Genomic DNA, 16,654 nt, shown 5'->3' with positions numbered 1-16,654 from the left:
AGTCAGGATAACCCCATTGTAATCCCAGACCCTTGGTGTGCCGATCGCCTACCGGGCGGCGGCGGCCAGAGGGCGATCGCGCTCCTCAATCGGCGCACTCAGAGCCTCTTCCAGGGGTGCGATCCCCAGGCGCTCTTCGAGAATATCCATCACCTCGCGGCCAAAGTCGTCGGGGTTGCGCTGCCAAGCCTCTAAGCAAACTTCGCCAAAGAAGGAGCCTAGCGGCTCTGGGTTCCACAGCAGCTTTTTCGACACCCAGGGCAGGTGAATATCCAGCGGGTTATAGTCGCGCTTGAGAATGTCTTTCTCGAAGGCGTATTCTTCGAGGTGGGTGTGGGGCTGAAGGCCAATGAAGAAGATCGCAGGCTCTACCTTGTCGCGGCCAAACACCTCTTCTAGAGCGCGGTGGTAGGCCAGGGTCTGGCGAATGGTCTCGGGCCGCTCGTCGATCACATTAAACGAGTAGTTGACCGATACCAGGTCGTTGAAGCCCGCCGCCTTCAGGTCTTTGCAGTTTTGCAGCACCGTGCGCAGGTTGTAGCCCATGCGCATCTTGCGCACCAGCTCTTGAGATCCGCTGGTGATGCCGATCTCAAAATAGTTCATGCCGGTGTCGGCCATGAGTTTGCAGAGCTTGGGCGTCAGGTTGTCAGCGCGAATGTAGGCGGCCCAGTGAATGTCGTCCATGCCTGCTGCGAGAATCTTCTCCAGCAGTTCTTCGGCATCGCGCATAAAGCGGCGAGCGGGAATGAACTGGGCATCGGTAAACCAAAAGTTTCGCACGCCACGCTTATAGAGCTGCTGCATTTCGGCCACCACCTCCTCGGCGGGGTTGATGCGCACCTGCTTGCCTTCGACCACGGTATAGACGCAATAGCAGCAGTTGTGGGGGCAGCCGCGTTTGGTCTGCACGCCAATGTAGAAATCTTGGTCTTGCAGGTAGTAGTCAAACTCGGGCCAGATCGCCTCGATATAGTCGTAGTTGCAGGCGGTTTTTTCGAGCGGGGCGGGCTCTTCATGGATCAGGCGATCGCGCGGTGTGGTCTCCCCAGCAATGTAGCAGCGCTGGTCTGAGAAATCTTCGCCCCGCAAAATCCGTTCTAGCAGCATCTCCCCCTCGCCTACAGAGATGATCGTGCCCTTGGGCAGGCGGTTGTGCAGCTGCTCATAAAACACGCTCACCGCCCCGCCGCCCACCACGGTGGTGACGTTTTGGGAGTAGCGCTGGGCGCGCTTGAAGCCTCGCTTAATCAAGCCCTGGTTGCGCCACAGCTCCGCCAGGTAGGTGGTGGCCATGCGCAGCCCGCCCAGGGCACCCCGAGCCTTAAGCCACAGATTGCGGGCGTAGAAAAACTCGAAGGCATTTTGCAGCGGGTTGCCGCCGCGACCGCCCACCGGGGCAAAGATCTGAATGTCTCGCCAGGAGAACACCAGCAGGGTGGGCTTAAAGTCGTCGATGCAGCGGTCGAGGGCGGCACCATAGTCGAGGGGTGGCACAGCACCCAGATCAAAAATTCGCTGTTCTAAACCAGGGAACAGCTTGTGCACATGATCGGCCAGGTAAACCACCCCGATGGGGAAGATAGGATTACAAGGCAGCCGCACGTAGAGCACACGGGCCTGGCTGGCGGTAGTAGAGGGCATGCTTCTCAGGCTTGACATATATCTTCACGATAGCACCGTCTACTGCTGCGGGCCGGGCGATCGCCGAAATCAGCCCTAGAGTCTAGTTGATGTAGTCCCCATAGACTTATAGAGTTAACTCAACTGTTGTGCCCAGAGGCCTCCCAAACTCTAGGCCCTGAGAGAAAATGGGCCCAGCCCGTGGTATAAAAGCGTTATGGGTCTCTCTAGAACGACCCAAGTTCTTCGACCTTAGGCAGCCATAGGTTTGCCTCTTCACAGGTTAACTGGGCTGCGGCTTCAAGCCCTGCTTAGGTATTGCGAAGTCTTAAGTACTGTGTCTAAACATTTTGAATAGTTGAGCTGTTGCAGGGGTTGGTAGTCGCCTTTACAACAGCTGGGGATCGCGAGGTGTTAGGCTTTGCCCAGTGATTCTTGCAGTATTGCCGTAAAGCATCAAATGGCACAAATTCTTGATCCCCTTCCCTCCGACGGGCAGAGTCAGATTCTCTGTTGCTACATCAACGCTACCAGTAAGATGCAGATTGCCCGTATTACCAACGTGCCCGATTGGTACTTTGAGCGGGTTGTTTTTCCAGGGCAGCGCCTACTGTTTGAAACGGTTCCCAGAGCACTGCTAGAAATTCATACGGGTATGATGGCTAGCGCCATTTTATCAGACAGCATTCCCTGCGATCGCTTGAGGGTTGCAGACCCTGAGCCAGCGGTCTTTGAGCCCGCCTCCAGTCCAATTCTCGAAGCTGAGCCTCTGTCTGGGCCGGTGGCAGAGTCCTCGGCTGTAGTAGCCGTTACTCCTGCTGGCTAGAGACTACACTGAGGGTAAGCGTGCTTTGCCCTGACCACGGCAGATAGAGCTATTGGCTTTAGGGTAGTTATTTTCGGGAGGTAGAGGGTCTACTCTCGCTGAACCGCTGGGGCATGGCTGACCAGGATAGGCAGGAGAGGGGATGAATCTACCTTCATTTTTATGGTTGTGGCGGATCGCCGCCTGGTCAATGGGGCTAACCATCACGGGTTATGGCCTGTTGGCGATTACCGGTGGCGTGCTGTTTTACACTCGCTCCCAGCAGCATGAACGATCGGCCTGGCTAAGACCGCTTCATATCATCTTAGGTACGACCGTGGTCTTGCTGGTGCTGGGCCTGCTGGCCATTGGGCTAATTGGCACCCTGGGTGAGTACGGTCGGTTGGGGCATTCGGTGCATCTGTTGTTTGGTCTGACCGTGGTGGCGCTGGTGCTAGCTTCAGCCTGGAGCGCCAGCCGCATTGCGCCCGATCGCCCCTGGGCGCGATCGCTTCACCGTTCTCTCAACGGTGTACTGGGGTTAGCTCTAGTAGCGGTGGGGTGGTCAGGTTGGCAGGTGGTGCAAAAGTATCTACCTTGAGAAGCAAGTCTTGTTGCCCCGTTGCTACCTATGACCGAATCACTGTCAACTGCGCCGCCCAGCCTGCCCCTGGCTGAGAGCGATCGCGCTAGCTTTCACATTTCTCCTCTGATTCGCCTGACGCTGCTGCTGCTCTATCTGGCGCTGCTGGGGCCGCTGCCTTTTTTGGCTCAGGTGACCCAGGCGGCAGTGTCTCCAGCCCTAGTAGTATCAGGCATTGGCCTAGGTCTGTTGGCGCTCTACGGCGCTCTCGGGCAGCGGGTAGAGGTGACTGGCGCAGGCATTCGGGTGACCTACCCAGTTTGGGTACGCTGGCTGTTTCGCGGCGGGTGGTACTTGCCCTGGGCAGAGGTCAAGGCGCTGAAGCCGCGATCGACGGGCCAGGGTGGCATTGTTTACTATTTTGTGGGCTCAGATACGGCGCGATCAGACCAACAACGAGCTTACCTGTTGCCCATGCGAGTGGCGGGTTTTGCGCGCCTGGTGGCTCTGGTCGAGGCCTACACCGGCATTGACACCCAAGATGTAAAGCCTCTGGCTCAGCCCTGGATGTACTTTATTTTGCTGGGCCTGACCTTGCTGTTGCTGTTGGTAGATCTGTGGACGATTACCACGGCGATGGCAATGGTTTAGCCCCTTACCGTCGCTGGAGCAGGCCTAGGCAGGGGTATAGTTAATGAGTAATAGTTGCAATAAGGCCGCTACACCAAGTCCAATTCGGGATCTGTAGTTTTCTCACCAGTAAGCCTTCATTTCTAGACTTGGGCGAACTTTACTGGAGCGGCCTAGTTTTTTCTAATGTCTCGGTTATGCCCCGATCTGATGTTTTGCGCCTCGATGCCCTCACCAAGCGATACGTGGCCCACTTGCCCCCAGCGGTCAATCGGGTCAGTTTGACCTTAAAACAGGGAGAAATTCTTGGGCTGCTGGGGCCGTCGGGCTGCGGCAAGACGACGCTGCTGAGGCTAATCGCCGGGTTTGAGAAGCCTGACGACGGTGCCCTCTACCTGGGCAATCAGGCGGTGAACGGGTCTACTTGGCTACCGCCAGAGCACCGCGACGTGGGTATTGTGTTTCAAGACTATGCCCTGTTTCCCCACCTGACCGTAGCCCAGAATGTGGCGTTTGGGTTGCAGGGGCGGCGGCGGGGCGGGCCCTCGCCAGCGGAAATACAGCACCAAAGCGCGGCGGCGATCGCCCTGGTCGGTCTCAAAGACCTCCAGCACCGCTACCCCCACGAGCTGTCGGGGGGTCAACAGCAGCGGGTGGCCCTAGCCCGCGCCCTGGCCCCACGCCCGGCCATCATTCTGCTCGACGAGCCCTTTAGCAACCTAGATGTGCAGGTGCGTCTCTACCTGCGCCAAGAGGTGCGCAACATATTGCGCCAGGTGGGGGCCTCGGGCATCTTTGTCACCCATGACCAAGAAGAGGCCCTAGCCTTGGCCGATCGCGTGGCGGTGATGAACCGGGGCCACCTAGAGCAGATCGATACTCCAGAGATGGTCTATAGCCAGCCCGCCTCTCGCTTTGTGGCTGAATTTGTCACCCAGGCCAATTTTTTGCCGGCCCGCCGGGTGGCCCAGGGCTGGGAGACGGAGGTGGGCTGTTTTGCGGCTCCAGACACGCTCCCCGAGGCCACCCAGGCAGACCTCATGGTGCGCCAGGAAGATTTGTCCTTGGCCGTAGGTAATCAGGGGCAGGTTGTAGTGCGCGATCGCCAATTTCTCGGGCGCGAATATCAATACTGCCTTCAGCCCCCCTCGGGGCGGCTGATCCAGGCGCGGCTGCCTGTGGGGAGCGCCATTGCCGTAGGTGCGCGCGTGCAGATCACCGTTGACCCCCATCGAGTACAGCTCTACCCCGCTCAAGAACTGCCCCAGGGGAGTCAATCGCCCGAGGCGTCGGGCCTGACCTCGTCGCTCGTATAAACCCTTTAGTGCAAACCCTTTGGTGCAAACCTAGGCGGGTCAAGAGTAGAGAGGCCTCAGGTTAACGGCAGCAGGGTTTTGCAGTAAGGTTACGCTTAGGTATCTGGTGTGCTTAGGTGGGGTGCTAGCGTTTGGCTAGCCTGCCATCACCAAAGCACTGTTTGAGACACCATCCTGCCTGACCATCGGTTAACTGTGGGTTACATGCTATGAATCGAGTTGCTTTAACGGTTTTATCGCTGGCAGCCCTGGGGCTGAGCATTGCCCCAGCCTGGGGCCGGGAGCCAGGACATGGCTTAAACCCGCTACCAGAGCAGGCTGTCATGCTAGCTCAGGCGGGCAGCGCTGAGACGGTGCTGTTTTTTGAAACCGCATCGATGGTGGTGCGGGTCTATCGCAGCGACGCCAGTCTGCGGATGAATCTCTATAACAAAACTACGGACATTGTAGAACTGCGGGGGGCACCGACTGAGCTGCTGCCCAGCACTGGCAGGCAGACGGTCTACCAAGCCGGGGGCGAAGCCGAGCGGTTTGCCCGCATTGACACCCTCGGCAACACTGAGCTAGAGATCGTAGCCGCCAATGGCACCGTGGTGCTCAAGGAATCTGGCTTTAATCCGATGGTTGGCGTTCCCCCCGGCTCCGCTGACTTTCGGGGCCATAACTTTGCCCCTGGTACCCCAGCCCTGGTGCTCTCGGCTGAGGCGGCCCGACTGCGATCGGCACCCAGCCTAGACAGCGACATTTTGGGCCTAGCTCGCCGTACCGCAGTGGTCGATGTCCTTGACCGAGTGGGTAACCCCCTAGACAACTTTATCTGGTACCAGGTGACTTACCAGGGGGTGACCGGCTGGGTGCGAGGCGATCTGCTTCAGCCTATCTAGCGCCTTACCCAACCCATGCCAACTCTAAGGGTGAGTTTTGAAGCTGCATTTTGATGCTGTATTAGGAGGCGATCGCGTCTCCAAAGCCCTGTCCCTCATTGCAGAGCCAGCCCCGCCAAGTTAGAGGTTGTACAAATCAATCACCATGCCTTCTCTGGCTAGGCTGGTGTTGGCAAAGCTGCCCTGTATCTCACGCTCTAGCTGATCGAGGTAATCGTCACTGTGGCACGGGTCGTGGTGAAACAGCACCAGCTGTTTCACCTGACTGGCTTGAGCCATCTCAACTCCCAGGTGCCAAGGGGCAGGCCCTCGATCGAGATCATCGGCGTAGGCAGCATCGACGTAGGTGCCATCGAGAATGAGTACATCGGCCCCCGTCGACAACATCAGCAAGTTGGGGTCGAGACTGGTTTGGGTGGGGTCGGTGTCGGTGGCATAGACGAGCACCCGATCTTGCCATCTCACCCGATAGCCCAGGGCGCTAGTGTGACGATTGATACCCCAAGACTCTACTACCACTGCGCCGATGGTAAGGGTGTCTCCCGCAGCAATATTGTGAAACTCCATGGTTGCAGCCATGGTTTGTAGAGGCTTAAAAAAATTGGGTCTGAGCATTTGGTCCATCAGGCGCTGCTTGATGGAAGCCCCATTGAGAGCCGCTGCTCCGTAGATATCGAGGTGAGTCGTCGGGGCAAAGGCCGGATCAAAAAACGGAAACCCTTGGATGCGATCCCAGTGGGAGTGGGTAAAAAACAGATGGGCACTGACTGGCTGCCCCTGGTCTAGCAGGTGGCGACCCAACACCCGTAGCCCGGTGCCCCCGTCGAAGATAACCCGCTGATCGCCGACGACTACCTCCACACAGGCGGTGTTGCCGCCGTAGCGCACGGTGTCTGCCCCAGGGGCAGGAATATTGCCCCGCACCCCCCAAAATCTAACGCTAAAGATTGGGCAGCCTAAGGCCATAGGCTCGGGGGCAGACTGATTCTGCCCCGGAAGCGAAGCGTCGGATGAACTAACGATATTGGCCATGAAACCCTAACGTTTTATCAGGTGAAGGTTTTGCCGGGCGCAGGGTTGGCCAGGCGAAGACAGTGGCGCATTGCGGTGAAATACTCCTAGTTACCAAATTTAGGTGGCCGTCCGATAGAGCCGCCCCACCAAGTCCAGCTTGAGATCTGTAGTTTTTCCACCAGCAGAGCTCCACTGCTAGGCCTTGATCAGGTTTAGAAAAAATACCTTGGCGATCTGCTGTCAAGTTTACTACCCAGATCAGACTCATTGTGCCCACCGGAGTGATTTTGACAACCTGCCCAATTATGGATATCACGACCTGGGGGCGCTACCAGAAAACCCCACACCCTAGGGGCTGTCATCAATGAGTCGCGTGTGGCCCAAGCATCAGAGGTTGCCGCCCCTAGCCTGTTATTTGGGGCGGGCGTGGCAGGGCTGATTCCACAAGGGTTTTAGTTGTAATTGATGACACGCCCTAAGGCTGATCGACGGGGTGATCAGATAGATCGTCTAGCAGGTTCTCTGAGCCGAGTTCGCCATGACAAGTGTGGTAAGCCCGCCGCAGACGTTCTAGGGCACGCTGACCGCGCTTGCGCAGGGTGGCGGGAGAAACAGGGGCTTCGCCCTCAGCCACCAGTCGGGCCTGGACTTCTTGCCAGCTCAGCCCTTCGATCACCTGCCACTGAATGAGGCTGCGATCGCTGGGTGAAAGCGTTTCTAAGGCTTGCAGCGCCGCACTGATAAAGTTGCCAATATCCGTGCTATCTACCCCCTCTGCGGTAGATGGGCCGGGTGGCCCCTGATCCATGAGTTCGTCAAAGGCGAGGGCTGAGTAACGCTGGCGATCGCGCTTGCACTCGCGAATAATGTTATAGGCGGTGCGCCGTATCCAGGCTTTGGGCTGACGAATTTCAACTTGGTGGTCTTGGGTGTACTTTACCCCCCGCAGGTAGGCCTCGACAAAAATATCGATCTCGGTAATGTAAATCTGCAAGCCAAACTGTCGAATGGTGCGCTGGATAAAGGCCAGCAGCGATCGCGCATTGGGGTTTTGGGGCTTTAGAAGAAACTGGACATCGCGGTTAAACTGCTCGGTCTCTGACGAATTTGAGGAAGGCATAACTTTGGGTAGATGGCCACCGTTAAGTTCTAATGTAGCCGCATCAAGTTTTTGTAAAGTGTAAAATTGCGCTATTTACAGTGTGATTTTGCGAAAAATAAGCGGTGACTGTCATCACAGGACTCAGGGCAAGCCAGGGTTCTCTAACGTCTCAACTTTAAGATGTGAGGGCCACAGCAAACTTTTAGACCTGGTATAAAATCTTATGGCGGCTGAGAAAAACACCCGAGAATTTACTTACCCCCATCCTTCCTGTCAAGATTCCATGACATTAAAAGGCTATAGCCCACCTCTCTGACTGAGTCAATCGCTGGAGGCGGCAGGTTAGGCCAGTGGCTTTGACCATTTGTGGGTCAGTTCGGGCCCAGGATATAGGTTTTGGCGATCGCCAAAATTCGCTCTGCCGCATGGCCATCTCCAAAGGGGTTGACCGCTCGGGCCATGGTCTCGTAGGCAGCCTTATTGGTGAGTAGCTCGATGCCATGGCTGGCAATGGCCTCAGCGCTGGTGCCAATTAGGCGAGCTGTGCCCGCCTCTACCGCCTCTGGACGCTCAGTGGTATCGCGCAGCACCAGCACAGGCTTACCCAAGCCTGGGGCCTCTTCTTGCAGACCGCCAGAGTCGGTGAGCAACAGATAGCAGCGGCCCATAGCCCCGACTAGGCGGCGGTAGTCGAGGGGCTCGGTCAAAAATACCCGGGGGTGGTCGCCCAGCAGCTGGGTTAGCGGCTCGCGCACGGTGGGGTTGCGGTGCAGGGGCAGCAATAGAGCGGTATCGGGCTGATGGTTCAAAATGGTGAGAAAGCCTTCGGCGATCGCTTGCAAGGGCTCACCCCAGTTTTCGCGGCGGTGCACCGTGGCCAGCAGCACCCGATATTTCTCCCAGTCGAGGCCATCGATGGGGCAGTCGGGGTTTTGCCCCGCCACGGTCAGCAGTGCGTCAATCACCGTATTGCCCGTATGGTGAATCTCGCCCACCACGCCAGCGGCCTTGAGATGGCCCACGGCAGTAGTGGTGGGGGCAAAGTGCAGGGTAGTGAGCTGGGAGATCAGCCGTCGATTGGCCTCCTCGGGGTAGGGGCTATAGATATTGTCGGTACGCAGCCCCGCTTCCACATGGCCAACAGGAATCTTTTGGTAAAAGGCGGCCAGGGCGGCAGCAAAGGCGGTGGTAGTGTCGCCCTGGACGATCACCAAATCGGGCTTCTGGATCTGAAAGTGGGCCTCTAGCCCCTGCAAGCTGCGGCAAGTAATGTCGGTGAGGGTCTGCTGGGGCTGCATGATCGCCAGGTCGGCGTCGGCGGTAAGGTCAAACAGTGCCATCACCTGATCGACCATTTCGCGGTGCTGGCCGGTGAGCACCACCTGGGTCTCTAGGGCGGGGTCTTGCTGAAAGGCGCGAATCACCGGAGCCAGTTTGATGGCCTCGGGCCGGGTGCCCAAGATAATGCACACGCGCATGAGAGAGTCAGACATAGAGCCGCCGCGCCGAATATCACAACAGTGTCACAACCATACAGCCCTGGAATAAAGCATCTACCAGCGTCGCCCCAGAGCCTCTGCCTCAGAAAAGTATTCTCCGCGAAAAATCTCTCCGCAGAATATCCCTAAAGCGATATCTATGATTGCATGGCCTCTCCCCTCTGACTACGCCCTGGTGTCTGGGGGCTAAATTTAGCACCCCTGGTTAGTGCCCCTGAGCGCGCCCTCTGCGACAATGGGCGATAGCTGTTCTCTCGCCTCATCGCTCCATGGCCCACACCATTACCCTGCACGAGTCTCACCTGCAAACGCTGGATCTGTCTCCAGCCCGGACAGTGATTGAGCCCCTGCTGGCCGAGGGCAAGGCACTTGAAGGCGAGATGGCCCTCCGCTTTGACATAGACATCAGCCGCGACCCCACTGACCCCAGAGAGCTGTCAGAACTGCCGGAGGTGCGGCTGTGGTTCATTCGTCTAGACACGGTCTATCCCTGGCTGCCCCTGGCACTCGACTGGGAGGCGGGGGAGCTGGGCCGCTATGCCGCTATGCTGGTGCCCCACCAGTTCAGCCCCACCGAGGGCATTCGCTACAACCCGGAGGGGCTAGAGATTTTTATGATGGCAAAAATTTTTGCGATCGCCGCCTGGCAAAAATCTCAAGGCATGACCAACCACACTCGCCTCAAGTTTATGACCCAAATGCTGGGCTACGAAATCGATGACGGCCTCTTTGACCTGCTGCGGTAGCGGCGGCGTTAGCCATGCCGCCCTCAGCCAGACGATCTAAATACTCACTCCTATTGGGTCACCCTCGGCACCTCTGGGCACACACGATCAAGCCCCTGGCTCTAGGTCTACGCTTTTTCTCCAACATCACTAGGCCCACCCTGGTCGACAGCAGAGACCCACCAGCGCCTTGGGCTGGACGGGAGTGGTGCCATCGATCGCAAGGTTTACCTAAAGTAGCTTTCTAGATGTCGAGCCATGATCTTGACATTCGGAGATTTGAGAATGCCCAGGTGATCGCCGGGGATATGGATCGTTTTTAAGTTTTTCGCCATCCCGCCCCAGCCCATGTCTTGGTTGGGGTCAATTTCAAAGGGGTCGCGTTCCATAGCTCGAAACAGTACCGTCTCCCCGGCGTAGGGCTTGATCGGGTATTTGTGGCTGAGGTGAGTCCGGAAGGATGCTCGGTTGTCGCCTATAGACGCCGGCTGATCTGGGGCCGCCGCATCGGGTTGTACCGGGTGGGGCCGTTGCTGGTTACGGGGTCGACCCTGGGTGTTGAGTCGACCTAGGATCAGCTGCATTTTTTCGATCAGATAGGCAGGCCCCTGGGTGCCAACCATTTTTAGATGCATTTTCAAGCGGTGCCTTAGAAAACCCTGATTGTAGAGATGGGGTGCTCTAGAGTCGAGCATAGCTAGTAGGGCAACTTCTTCGCCTTGCTGGGTCAAATATTGCGCCATTTCGTAGGCGACTATCCCACCAAAAGACTCACCGAGAAGATAATAGGGACCAGCGGGTTGCTGAGTACGAATCACCTTGAGATATTGTTGGGCGATCGCCTCTACGCTTGAAAAATCTCCCTGCTCTAAATCCGTCTGTCCGGTCTTGAGCAGGTTCACCTCTTCCTCCAGATACACCCCATACACGGGGTGGTCTGGGTCAAGATGCTCCATCAGCTCCCGATATAACAACACGCCATAGAGACAAAAAAGAGGTGGTTTACTCCCTGTAGATCGCAGGGGAACTAGGCCGCTGGGTTGCTTTTGCTCATCGAAATCGAGCAATAACGCAGCTAGGGCTGCGATCGTTGGTGCAATCAACGGCGTTGTAATCGAGAGGGTTTTGCCAAACTGCTTCTCAATCTCCACCAAAATTTGTACGGCCATGAGAGAATCTCCCCCCAGCTCAAAGAAATTGGACTGCACCCCGATGGGGTGTATGCCCATGGCGGCTTGCCAAATCTCAACCAGTTTTTGCTCGAGCAGGTTGCGCGGAGCGACATAGTCAGCGGCACCCATCCAATCGTGAGGAGCAGGAATCGGTAAAGCCTTGCGATCGACCTTGCCATTGACATTGAGCGGTAAGCTAGGCAGCGCTACATAGATGGCGGGCACCATGTAATCAGGCAAAGTTGCGCCGAGAAACTGGCGCATAGCTGCCACTGTGGGCTGCGCTTCTCCGTCTAACACCACATAGGCCACGAGACTTTTATCTTCATTGCCGGGCAGTTGAGGAGCCGCAACTACAACATCTCGAATGCCGGGCATTTGTCGCAGTCGCGCTTCGATTTCACCCGGCTCCATGCGAATGCCACGCAGCTTGATTTGAAAATCAGAACGCCCCAAGATCTCTAGATTGCCGTCGGGGTGAAACCGGCCCACATCTCCTGTACGATAAAAGCGCACTCCGTCAATATCTACAAACTTGCTAGCTGTCAGCTCAGCTTGGTGCAGGTAGCCCTGGTTGATGCCAGCGCCCCCAAAATAGATTTCACCCGAGACACCCAAGGGCACGAGATTTTGATGGGCGTCATAGAGGCGCACTGCCACATTTGGAAAGGGCTTGCCGACGCGAGTGAGGGTTTCGGCCTCGGTGCGTGGGACAAAATAGGTACAGCCCATACAGCTGACTTCGCTACAGCCGTAAATCACGTAGACTTCGGCATTTGTGAACACCCGCTTCATGTGCGCCAACAGATCGGCAGGCACCATATCGCCCCCCGAAGAAACATGGCGGAGGTGGGCAAAGGCAGAGGCGGCGATATTATTTTCTTCGATATAAGGCAGCAGTTTTCGCCACAAACTGGGAGAGGCGTGAATTACGGTGATTTCCTGGAGGGTTTGCACCATGCGCTTGAAATCGAAGATATGGTCACGCTCTATCAGCAGTAATTGACCGCCCGCCACCAGGGGCGACCACAGTTCAAACATGGTGATGCTGAAAGTAAAGCGTGCTAGAGACGGCATCACATCATGGGCATTAAAACCATAGGTTTCGTGGGCCGACCAGATGTAGTTGACGAGGTTGGCGTGGCTGGCCATCACCCCTTTGGGCTTGCCCGTGGTGCCTGAGGTGTAAATGATATAGGCTGTTTGCTCGAGGTCGATAGCTCGATCGAGGTTGTGGCTGGGTTGGTTAACCAGTCTCTGCCAATCTCTATCGAGGCAAAACACTGGAGGGGCGATCGCCGGCATCAGCGGCAAACACTGAGCCTGGCTTAACAACAGCGGCGGCTGTGTATCTTCAAGAATGGTAGTGAGGCGATCGGGCGGATGGTTGGGGTCGAGGGGAACATAGGTGCCGCCCGCTTTCAAGATGGCCAGAAACGCAACCATCACCTCTAACGAGGGCTCAAAGCAAGTGGCCACGCGCACTCCCGGAGACACGCCCTGGGTGATCAGATAATGCGCCAGCTGGTTGGCACGGGCGTTGAGTTCTCCGTAGGTGAGGGATTGTTGGTTGAAGCGGAGGGCGATCGCCCCAGGCTGCTGCGCCGCATGGGCTTCAACAGCGTGGAAAATCGGGACTTGGGGATAGACCGCCCTAGGGCTGCTCCAGGCCTCAAGCTGCTGCTCTACTTCGGCGGGGGTGAGCAGGGGCAGGGTGCTAATGGGGCGATCGCCCTCGACCTGTATCCCTTGACCTAACTGGGCTAAATGACCGACCAGCCGCTCGATGGTAGAGGCATGAAATAGACTGGCGTTGTAGATGACCGCCCCGCGCCACTGCGTTTCAACGGGCGCTAAAAACCAGTGTAAATCGGCAACATCGGAGCCTGATATCTGCTCCTGGGCATCTGTTACAGCCGCTTGGGACAACGGAGAGTTTGGGGGGAGCAGGGTGAGGGAAACGTTTGAAGACAGGGCGACGTCTGGGCGATCGGCACTGCCCGCAGATGACGGCTGTGCTAGCTGATCTGCGATCTGCTCCATCAGCTGACGACCAGAGGTCGCAGGGGTAACCGCGATCTGCAGACCAGAGCAGCCCATCGGCCCATCGGCCAATTGGGCACTAGAACGATTAACCGTGAGGATCACCCGTTCAGGTTGGGCGTAGCGATGCAGCAGAGCCACCAAAGCCGCGATCGCCGCTGCCTTCTCAGAGGACAGGATCGGTAGCGTAAAGTCTAAGTAAGCTGGCTCATAGGCTAGCGTGGCCGTTTTGAGTCTATCCCAGGGGAGTTGCAGCACCACGGCGTTTGACGCAGTGGGAGTTGTCTGCACGCCTGAGGCAGGGCGATCGCCCGAGACTTCGGCTGCGCTATAGCTAGAGGCTGGCGTTTGTATGGCGCGGCTCTGACCGTTGCTATGCTTGCCGTCGATTGTTTCGACAACCCCAGGTTCTAGACCACTGGCTTCTATGACATGGCTTTCTGCGATATCAGCCCTCATCTCGATTGAACCGAATGCCTGATCTATCTTTGCAGAGTTCTTAAAAGTCATAATTAAGGCATGCCCACCAGTGCAGTGTCAAAACTCAACTTTAGGGTTGCTGCCCCTCAAAAGGCCTGCCAAGCAAGAGAATTAGAAGCTGTCATCCCTAATTCTTGGTGCTGACATAGCCCTAATGCGGCACAGTTTTTTTTCAACCAACGATACGATTTTGAGTCAATTAAGACCCTAAAGCAGCATCTAAACCTGACCAGGTTCAATCATAAACTGATCTAGTCAAGACCCTTGAGCAGCCGCAAACAGGTGGCAGACTATAGGTTGCCGCGCAGTTCTTGCTCCCGCTCAAGGGCCACAAACAGCGACTTAAAATTGCCTGCCCCAAATCCACGTGAGCCGTGGCGTTCGATAATCTCAAAGAAGAGAGTAGGGCGATCGCCCAAAGGCTTCGTAAACAGTTGCAGCAGGTAGCCATCATCATCCCGGTCTACCAAAATGCCTAAATCTGCCAGTTGTTTAACCGGCAGATCTAGCTCATAGACCCAGTCAGGTAAATTATCGTAGTAGGTCTGAGGAATGGGCAAAAACTCTACCCCTGCGGCTCGCAAGTGCACCACCATTTCGACGATATTCTCGGTGCTCAAGCCAATATGCTGAACCCCAGGGCCGTTGTGGAAATCGAGATATTCTGCAATTTGGGACTTCCGCAGACCATCGGCTGGCTCATTGATATTAATGATGGTTTTGCTGCCATTTTGCAGCACTTTTGACATCAAGGCTGAGTACTCAGTAGCAATGTCGTTATCATCGAAGTGCATCCGCACCTCAAAGCCCATCGTCTTCATAAGAAACTCAACCCACCGATCCATCATGCCGCGCTCTACATTGCCGACGATATGATCGACGCGGCGGAGACCACCCCGCTGAGGTGACGCAGGGGTGCGGGCTACAAACCCAGGGAAGACGCCATCGCGATAATCTTTCCGCTCTATAAACTTGATGGATGTATCGCCAAAACTGCGAATAGCCGCAAACCGTAGGGTGCCATGCTCATCGGTTTGTTCCGTAGGCGGGATAGTGGCGATCGCCCCTTGAGCCACCGCATGCTGATAGGCATCGGCAACATCGGGTACCTCTAGGGCGATCACAGCGATCGTATCGCCATGCTTTAAAACACTCTTGGCAATGGGATGATCTGCATCCATCGCGGAGCTAATCACAAAGCGAATGTCGCCCTGCTCCAGTACATAGGAATTTACTTTTCGCTCTCCTGTCTCTAACCCTTGATAAGCCACCACGTTGAACCCAAAGCAGCGAGAGTAGAAGCAAGCGGCTTGCTTCGCATTACCCACATAAAATTCCAGATGGTCAACGTCGATAATTGAACACTTTTCAATAGTCATGACTTTGTTTTACCTGCGACACAGCAAGGAAACATAGGGCAGAAGCAAGAATCCGCGCTCAGGTTTTGCAATGCCTCTGTTAACATATATGTATATCTCCCATAGGAAGGGAGTTTATGAACCGTATAATATACGCGCTCTTCATAGAGCAGAGCCATACTTAAAGCTCAGATAAACCTTGATTTTTCTTACATAGCCAAGGCGCACCTTCCTCCTCTATGAGAAAAGTACTGATCTAGTAACGCACGTCTTCTTCATAGAGCAAGAAGATATTTAAAGCTTAGATGATCCCTGACTCTCTCCTAAAATAGCCTTGACCCCCATCCAGTCAGACTTCTAGGCATCAACGACTAGAGAGTCCAGCGATCAGTCAAGCGGTGGGCGGCTTGATGAAACATCTCCCAGTACTGGTCGAAGACAACCGAGGCACTGCGGTGCAGGTACCAACAGTCCTCACTCCAATCTGCTAACGCCGCCTGAATCAATTTCAATCGTAGTGATGACCACCTGACCAGCTTCAATGCCTATCTAATCAGGCAGCGGTTTATCCTAAACAGGTAGCAGAAAACACCAAAAAAAGGGGCTCAAGGGCAGAGTATTGACCTGGCCATGCAGCCAAATCAAAAGCTTATAGTACGCCCACGACCCTAGACCGTAACCTCTGTCGGGGCCGATCGCTTGGTTTCGTAGTAGCGGCAGGCAAAGTAGCCAACACCGTAAATCACCGACGCATTGGCGGCGATGCCGGTAACAGCGCCCAACCCAGGGATGAGTTCTACAATACTGAGGCCCGATTTGACGACGCCCCCCGCCATCGACGACAGCAGCCAGATGGCCAGCACCTCGCCCCGGCGATCGTGCTCCGTGGGGGAATAACCGTAGATGGTGGCGATGCGGTAGATCATATTGGCCTGGAGGGCGGCGATCGCGCCAATATCTACCAGGGTTAGCGCCAGGGCCACCGGGGGGGCAATGTTGGTGGCCAGACCCACGCCAGCAGCTTTCACCGCTGTCTCGGCCATCACCCGCTGGGCCAGGGCGCGTCGATCATCGGTGGGGTGCTGCTGGCGAAGATCGTCGACCTGCGATCGCACCTCCTCTACATTCACCTGACCAATGGCAGCCAGCAGCCACTTCATGCCGGGCAGCAGGGTGGCAAACTTGATCAACGGCAGGCTAGCGATCGGCCCTACCACGCTACCCACAGTGGCGGTGGCAGGCTCTAAGAACGGTTGCCAGGTCGAGACCACAGAGTTGCCTGCGGTGGCCGTAGCATTATCCAACACCTTAACCATTGCCTGCATCACCTGGGTGACGGCCTGAAAGGTGTCGCGCGCATTGGCCTTGGGGTCAACATTTGGGGGAGTAGTCACAGCAGTTCTCCAGAGGGGGTTGCCCT

The 16,654-nt window shown here is 56.3% G+C and carries 13 protein-coding genes; 6 read left to right on the top strand and 7 right to left on the bottom strand.

What is annotated here, in order from left to right:
* Positions 1 to 48: 48 nt before the first annotated feature.
* Positions 49 to 1,644, bottom strand: coding sequence for a photosystem II high light acclimation radical SAM protein (locus tag AC0QKW_RS08260; protein ID WP_473150582.1), 1,596 nt, complete (start codon positions 1,642 to 1,644; stop codon positions 49 to 51).
* A gap of 439 nt (positions 1,645 to 2,083) precedes the next feature.
* Between AC0QKW_RS08260 and AC0QKW_RS08255 the strand changes: the two genes are divergently transcribed.
* The 5 genes from AC0QKW_RS08255 (at position 2,084) to AC0QKW_RS08235 (ending at position 5,841) form a co-directional block, all read left to right on the top strand.
* Positions 2,084 to 2,449 carry a DUF1830 domain-containing protein gene (locus AC0QKW_RS08255; protein ID WP_473150581.1) on the top strand — a complete coding sequence of 122 codons (366 nt, stop codon included), beginning with the start codon at positions 2,084 to 2,086 and terminating at the stop codon, positions 2,447 to 2,449.
* Positions 2,450 to 2,591: 142 nt separating this feature from the next.
* Positions 2,592 to 3,029 (top strand): DUF4079 domain-containing protein, encoded by a 438-nt coding sequence (locus AC0QKW_RS08250; protein WP_473150580.1) that lies wholly within the window; start codon positions 2,592 to 2,594, stop codon positions 3,027 to 3,029.
* A 30-nt stretch (positions 3,030 to 3,059) separates the two neighbouring features.
* Positions 3,060 to 3,662, top strand: coding sequence for a hypothetical protein (locus tag AC0QKW_RS08245; RefSeq protein ID WP_473150579.1), 603 nt, complete (start codon positions 3,060 to 3,062; stop codon positions 3,660 to 3,662).
* A 176-nt stretch (positions 3,663 to 3,838) separates the two neighbouring features.
* Entirely contained in the window at positions 3,839 to 4,957 is a 1,119-nt protein-coding gene (locus AC0QKW_RS08240) for an ABC transporter ATP-binding protein (RefSeq protein WP_473150578.1), read from the top strand.
* A gap of 209 nt (positions 4,958 to 5,166) precedes the next feature.
* A complete protein-coding gene (locus AC0QKW_RS08235) occupies positions 5,167 to 5,841 on the top strand; it encodes an SH3 domain-containing protein (protein ID WP_473150577.1) in 675 nt (224 codons plus the stop codon).
* A gap of 120 nt (positions 5,842 to 5,961) precedes the next feature.
* Here AC0QKW_RS08235 and AC0QKW_RS08230 read toward each other — a convergent pair whose 3' ends face one another.
* The 3 genes from AC0QKW_RS08230 to wecB form a co-directional block, all read right to left on the bottom strand.
* Entirely contained in the window at positions 5,962 to 6,807 is an 846-nt protein-coding gene (locus AC0QKW_RS08230; protein ID WP_473150576.1) for an MBL fold metallo-hydrolase, read from the bottom strand.
* Between the two features lie 523 nt (positions 6,808 to 7,330).
* Positions 7,331 to 7,975 (bottom strand): RNA polymerase sigma factor, encoded by a 645-nt coding sequence (locus AC0QKW_RS08225; RefSeq protein ID WP_473150575.1) that lies wholly within the window; start codon positions 7,973 to 7,975, stop codon positions 7,331 to 7,333.
* Between the two features lie 353 nt (positions 7,976 to 8,328).
* Positions 8,329 to 9,450, bottom strand: a complete 1,122-nt coding sequence (gene wecB, locus AC0QKW_RS08220) for a non-hydrolyzing UDP-N-acetylglucosamine 2-epimerase (protein ID WP_473150574.1) — start codon at positions 9,448 to 9,450, stop codon at positions 8,329 to 8,331.
* A gap of 275 nt (positions 9,451 to 9,725) precedes the next feature.
* On the opposite strand from wecB, the gene AC0QKW_RS08215 reads away from it, so the two are divergent.
* Positions 9,726 to 10,202 (top strand): CRR6 family NdhI maturation factor, encoded by a 477-nt coding sequence (locus tag AC0QKW_RS08215; RefSeq protein WP_473150573.1) that lies wholly within the window; start codon positions 9,726 to 9,728, stop codon positions 10,200 to 10,202.
* 206 nt (positions 10,203 to 10,408) lie between these two features.
* Here the strand turns inward: AC0QKW_RS08215 and AC0QKW_RS08210 are convergent, their stop codons facing one another.
* From AC0QKW_RS08210 to AC0QKW_RS08200, 3 genes are all read right to left on the bottom strand, one after another.
* Positions 10,409 to 13,855, bottom strand: a complete 3,447-nt coding sequence (locus AC0QKW_RS08210) for a non-ribosomal peptide synthetase (RefSeq protein ID WP_473150572.1) — start codon at positions 13,853 to 13,855, stop codon at positions 10,409 to 10,411.
* A 311-nt stretch (positions 13,856 to 14,166) separates the two neighbouring features.
* The gene (gene hppD / locus AC0QKW_RS08205) at positions 14,167 to 15,255 is read right to left on the bottom strand and encodes a 4-hydroxyphenylpyruvate dioxygenase (protein WP_473150571.1); all 1,089 of its coding nucleotides are present in this window, start codon (positions 15,253 to 15,255) and stop codon (positions 14,167 to 14,169) included.
* A 647-nt stretch (positions 15,256 to 15,902) separates the two neighbouring features.
* Positions 15,903 to 16,628, bottom strand: a complete 726-nt coding sequence (locus AC0QKW_RS08200) for an EcsC family protein (protein WP_473150570.1) — start codon at positions 16,626 to 16,628, stop codon at positions 15,903 to 15,905.
* Between the last annotated feature and the right edge of the window lie 26 nt (positions 16,629 to 16,654).

It is taken from the genome of Pseudanabaena sp. PCC 9330, from assembly GCF_055795045.1.
The sequence above is the reverse complement of the archived record's forward strand: the minus strand, read 5'-3'. Positions and strand labels throughout refer to the sequence as shown.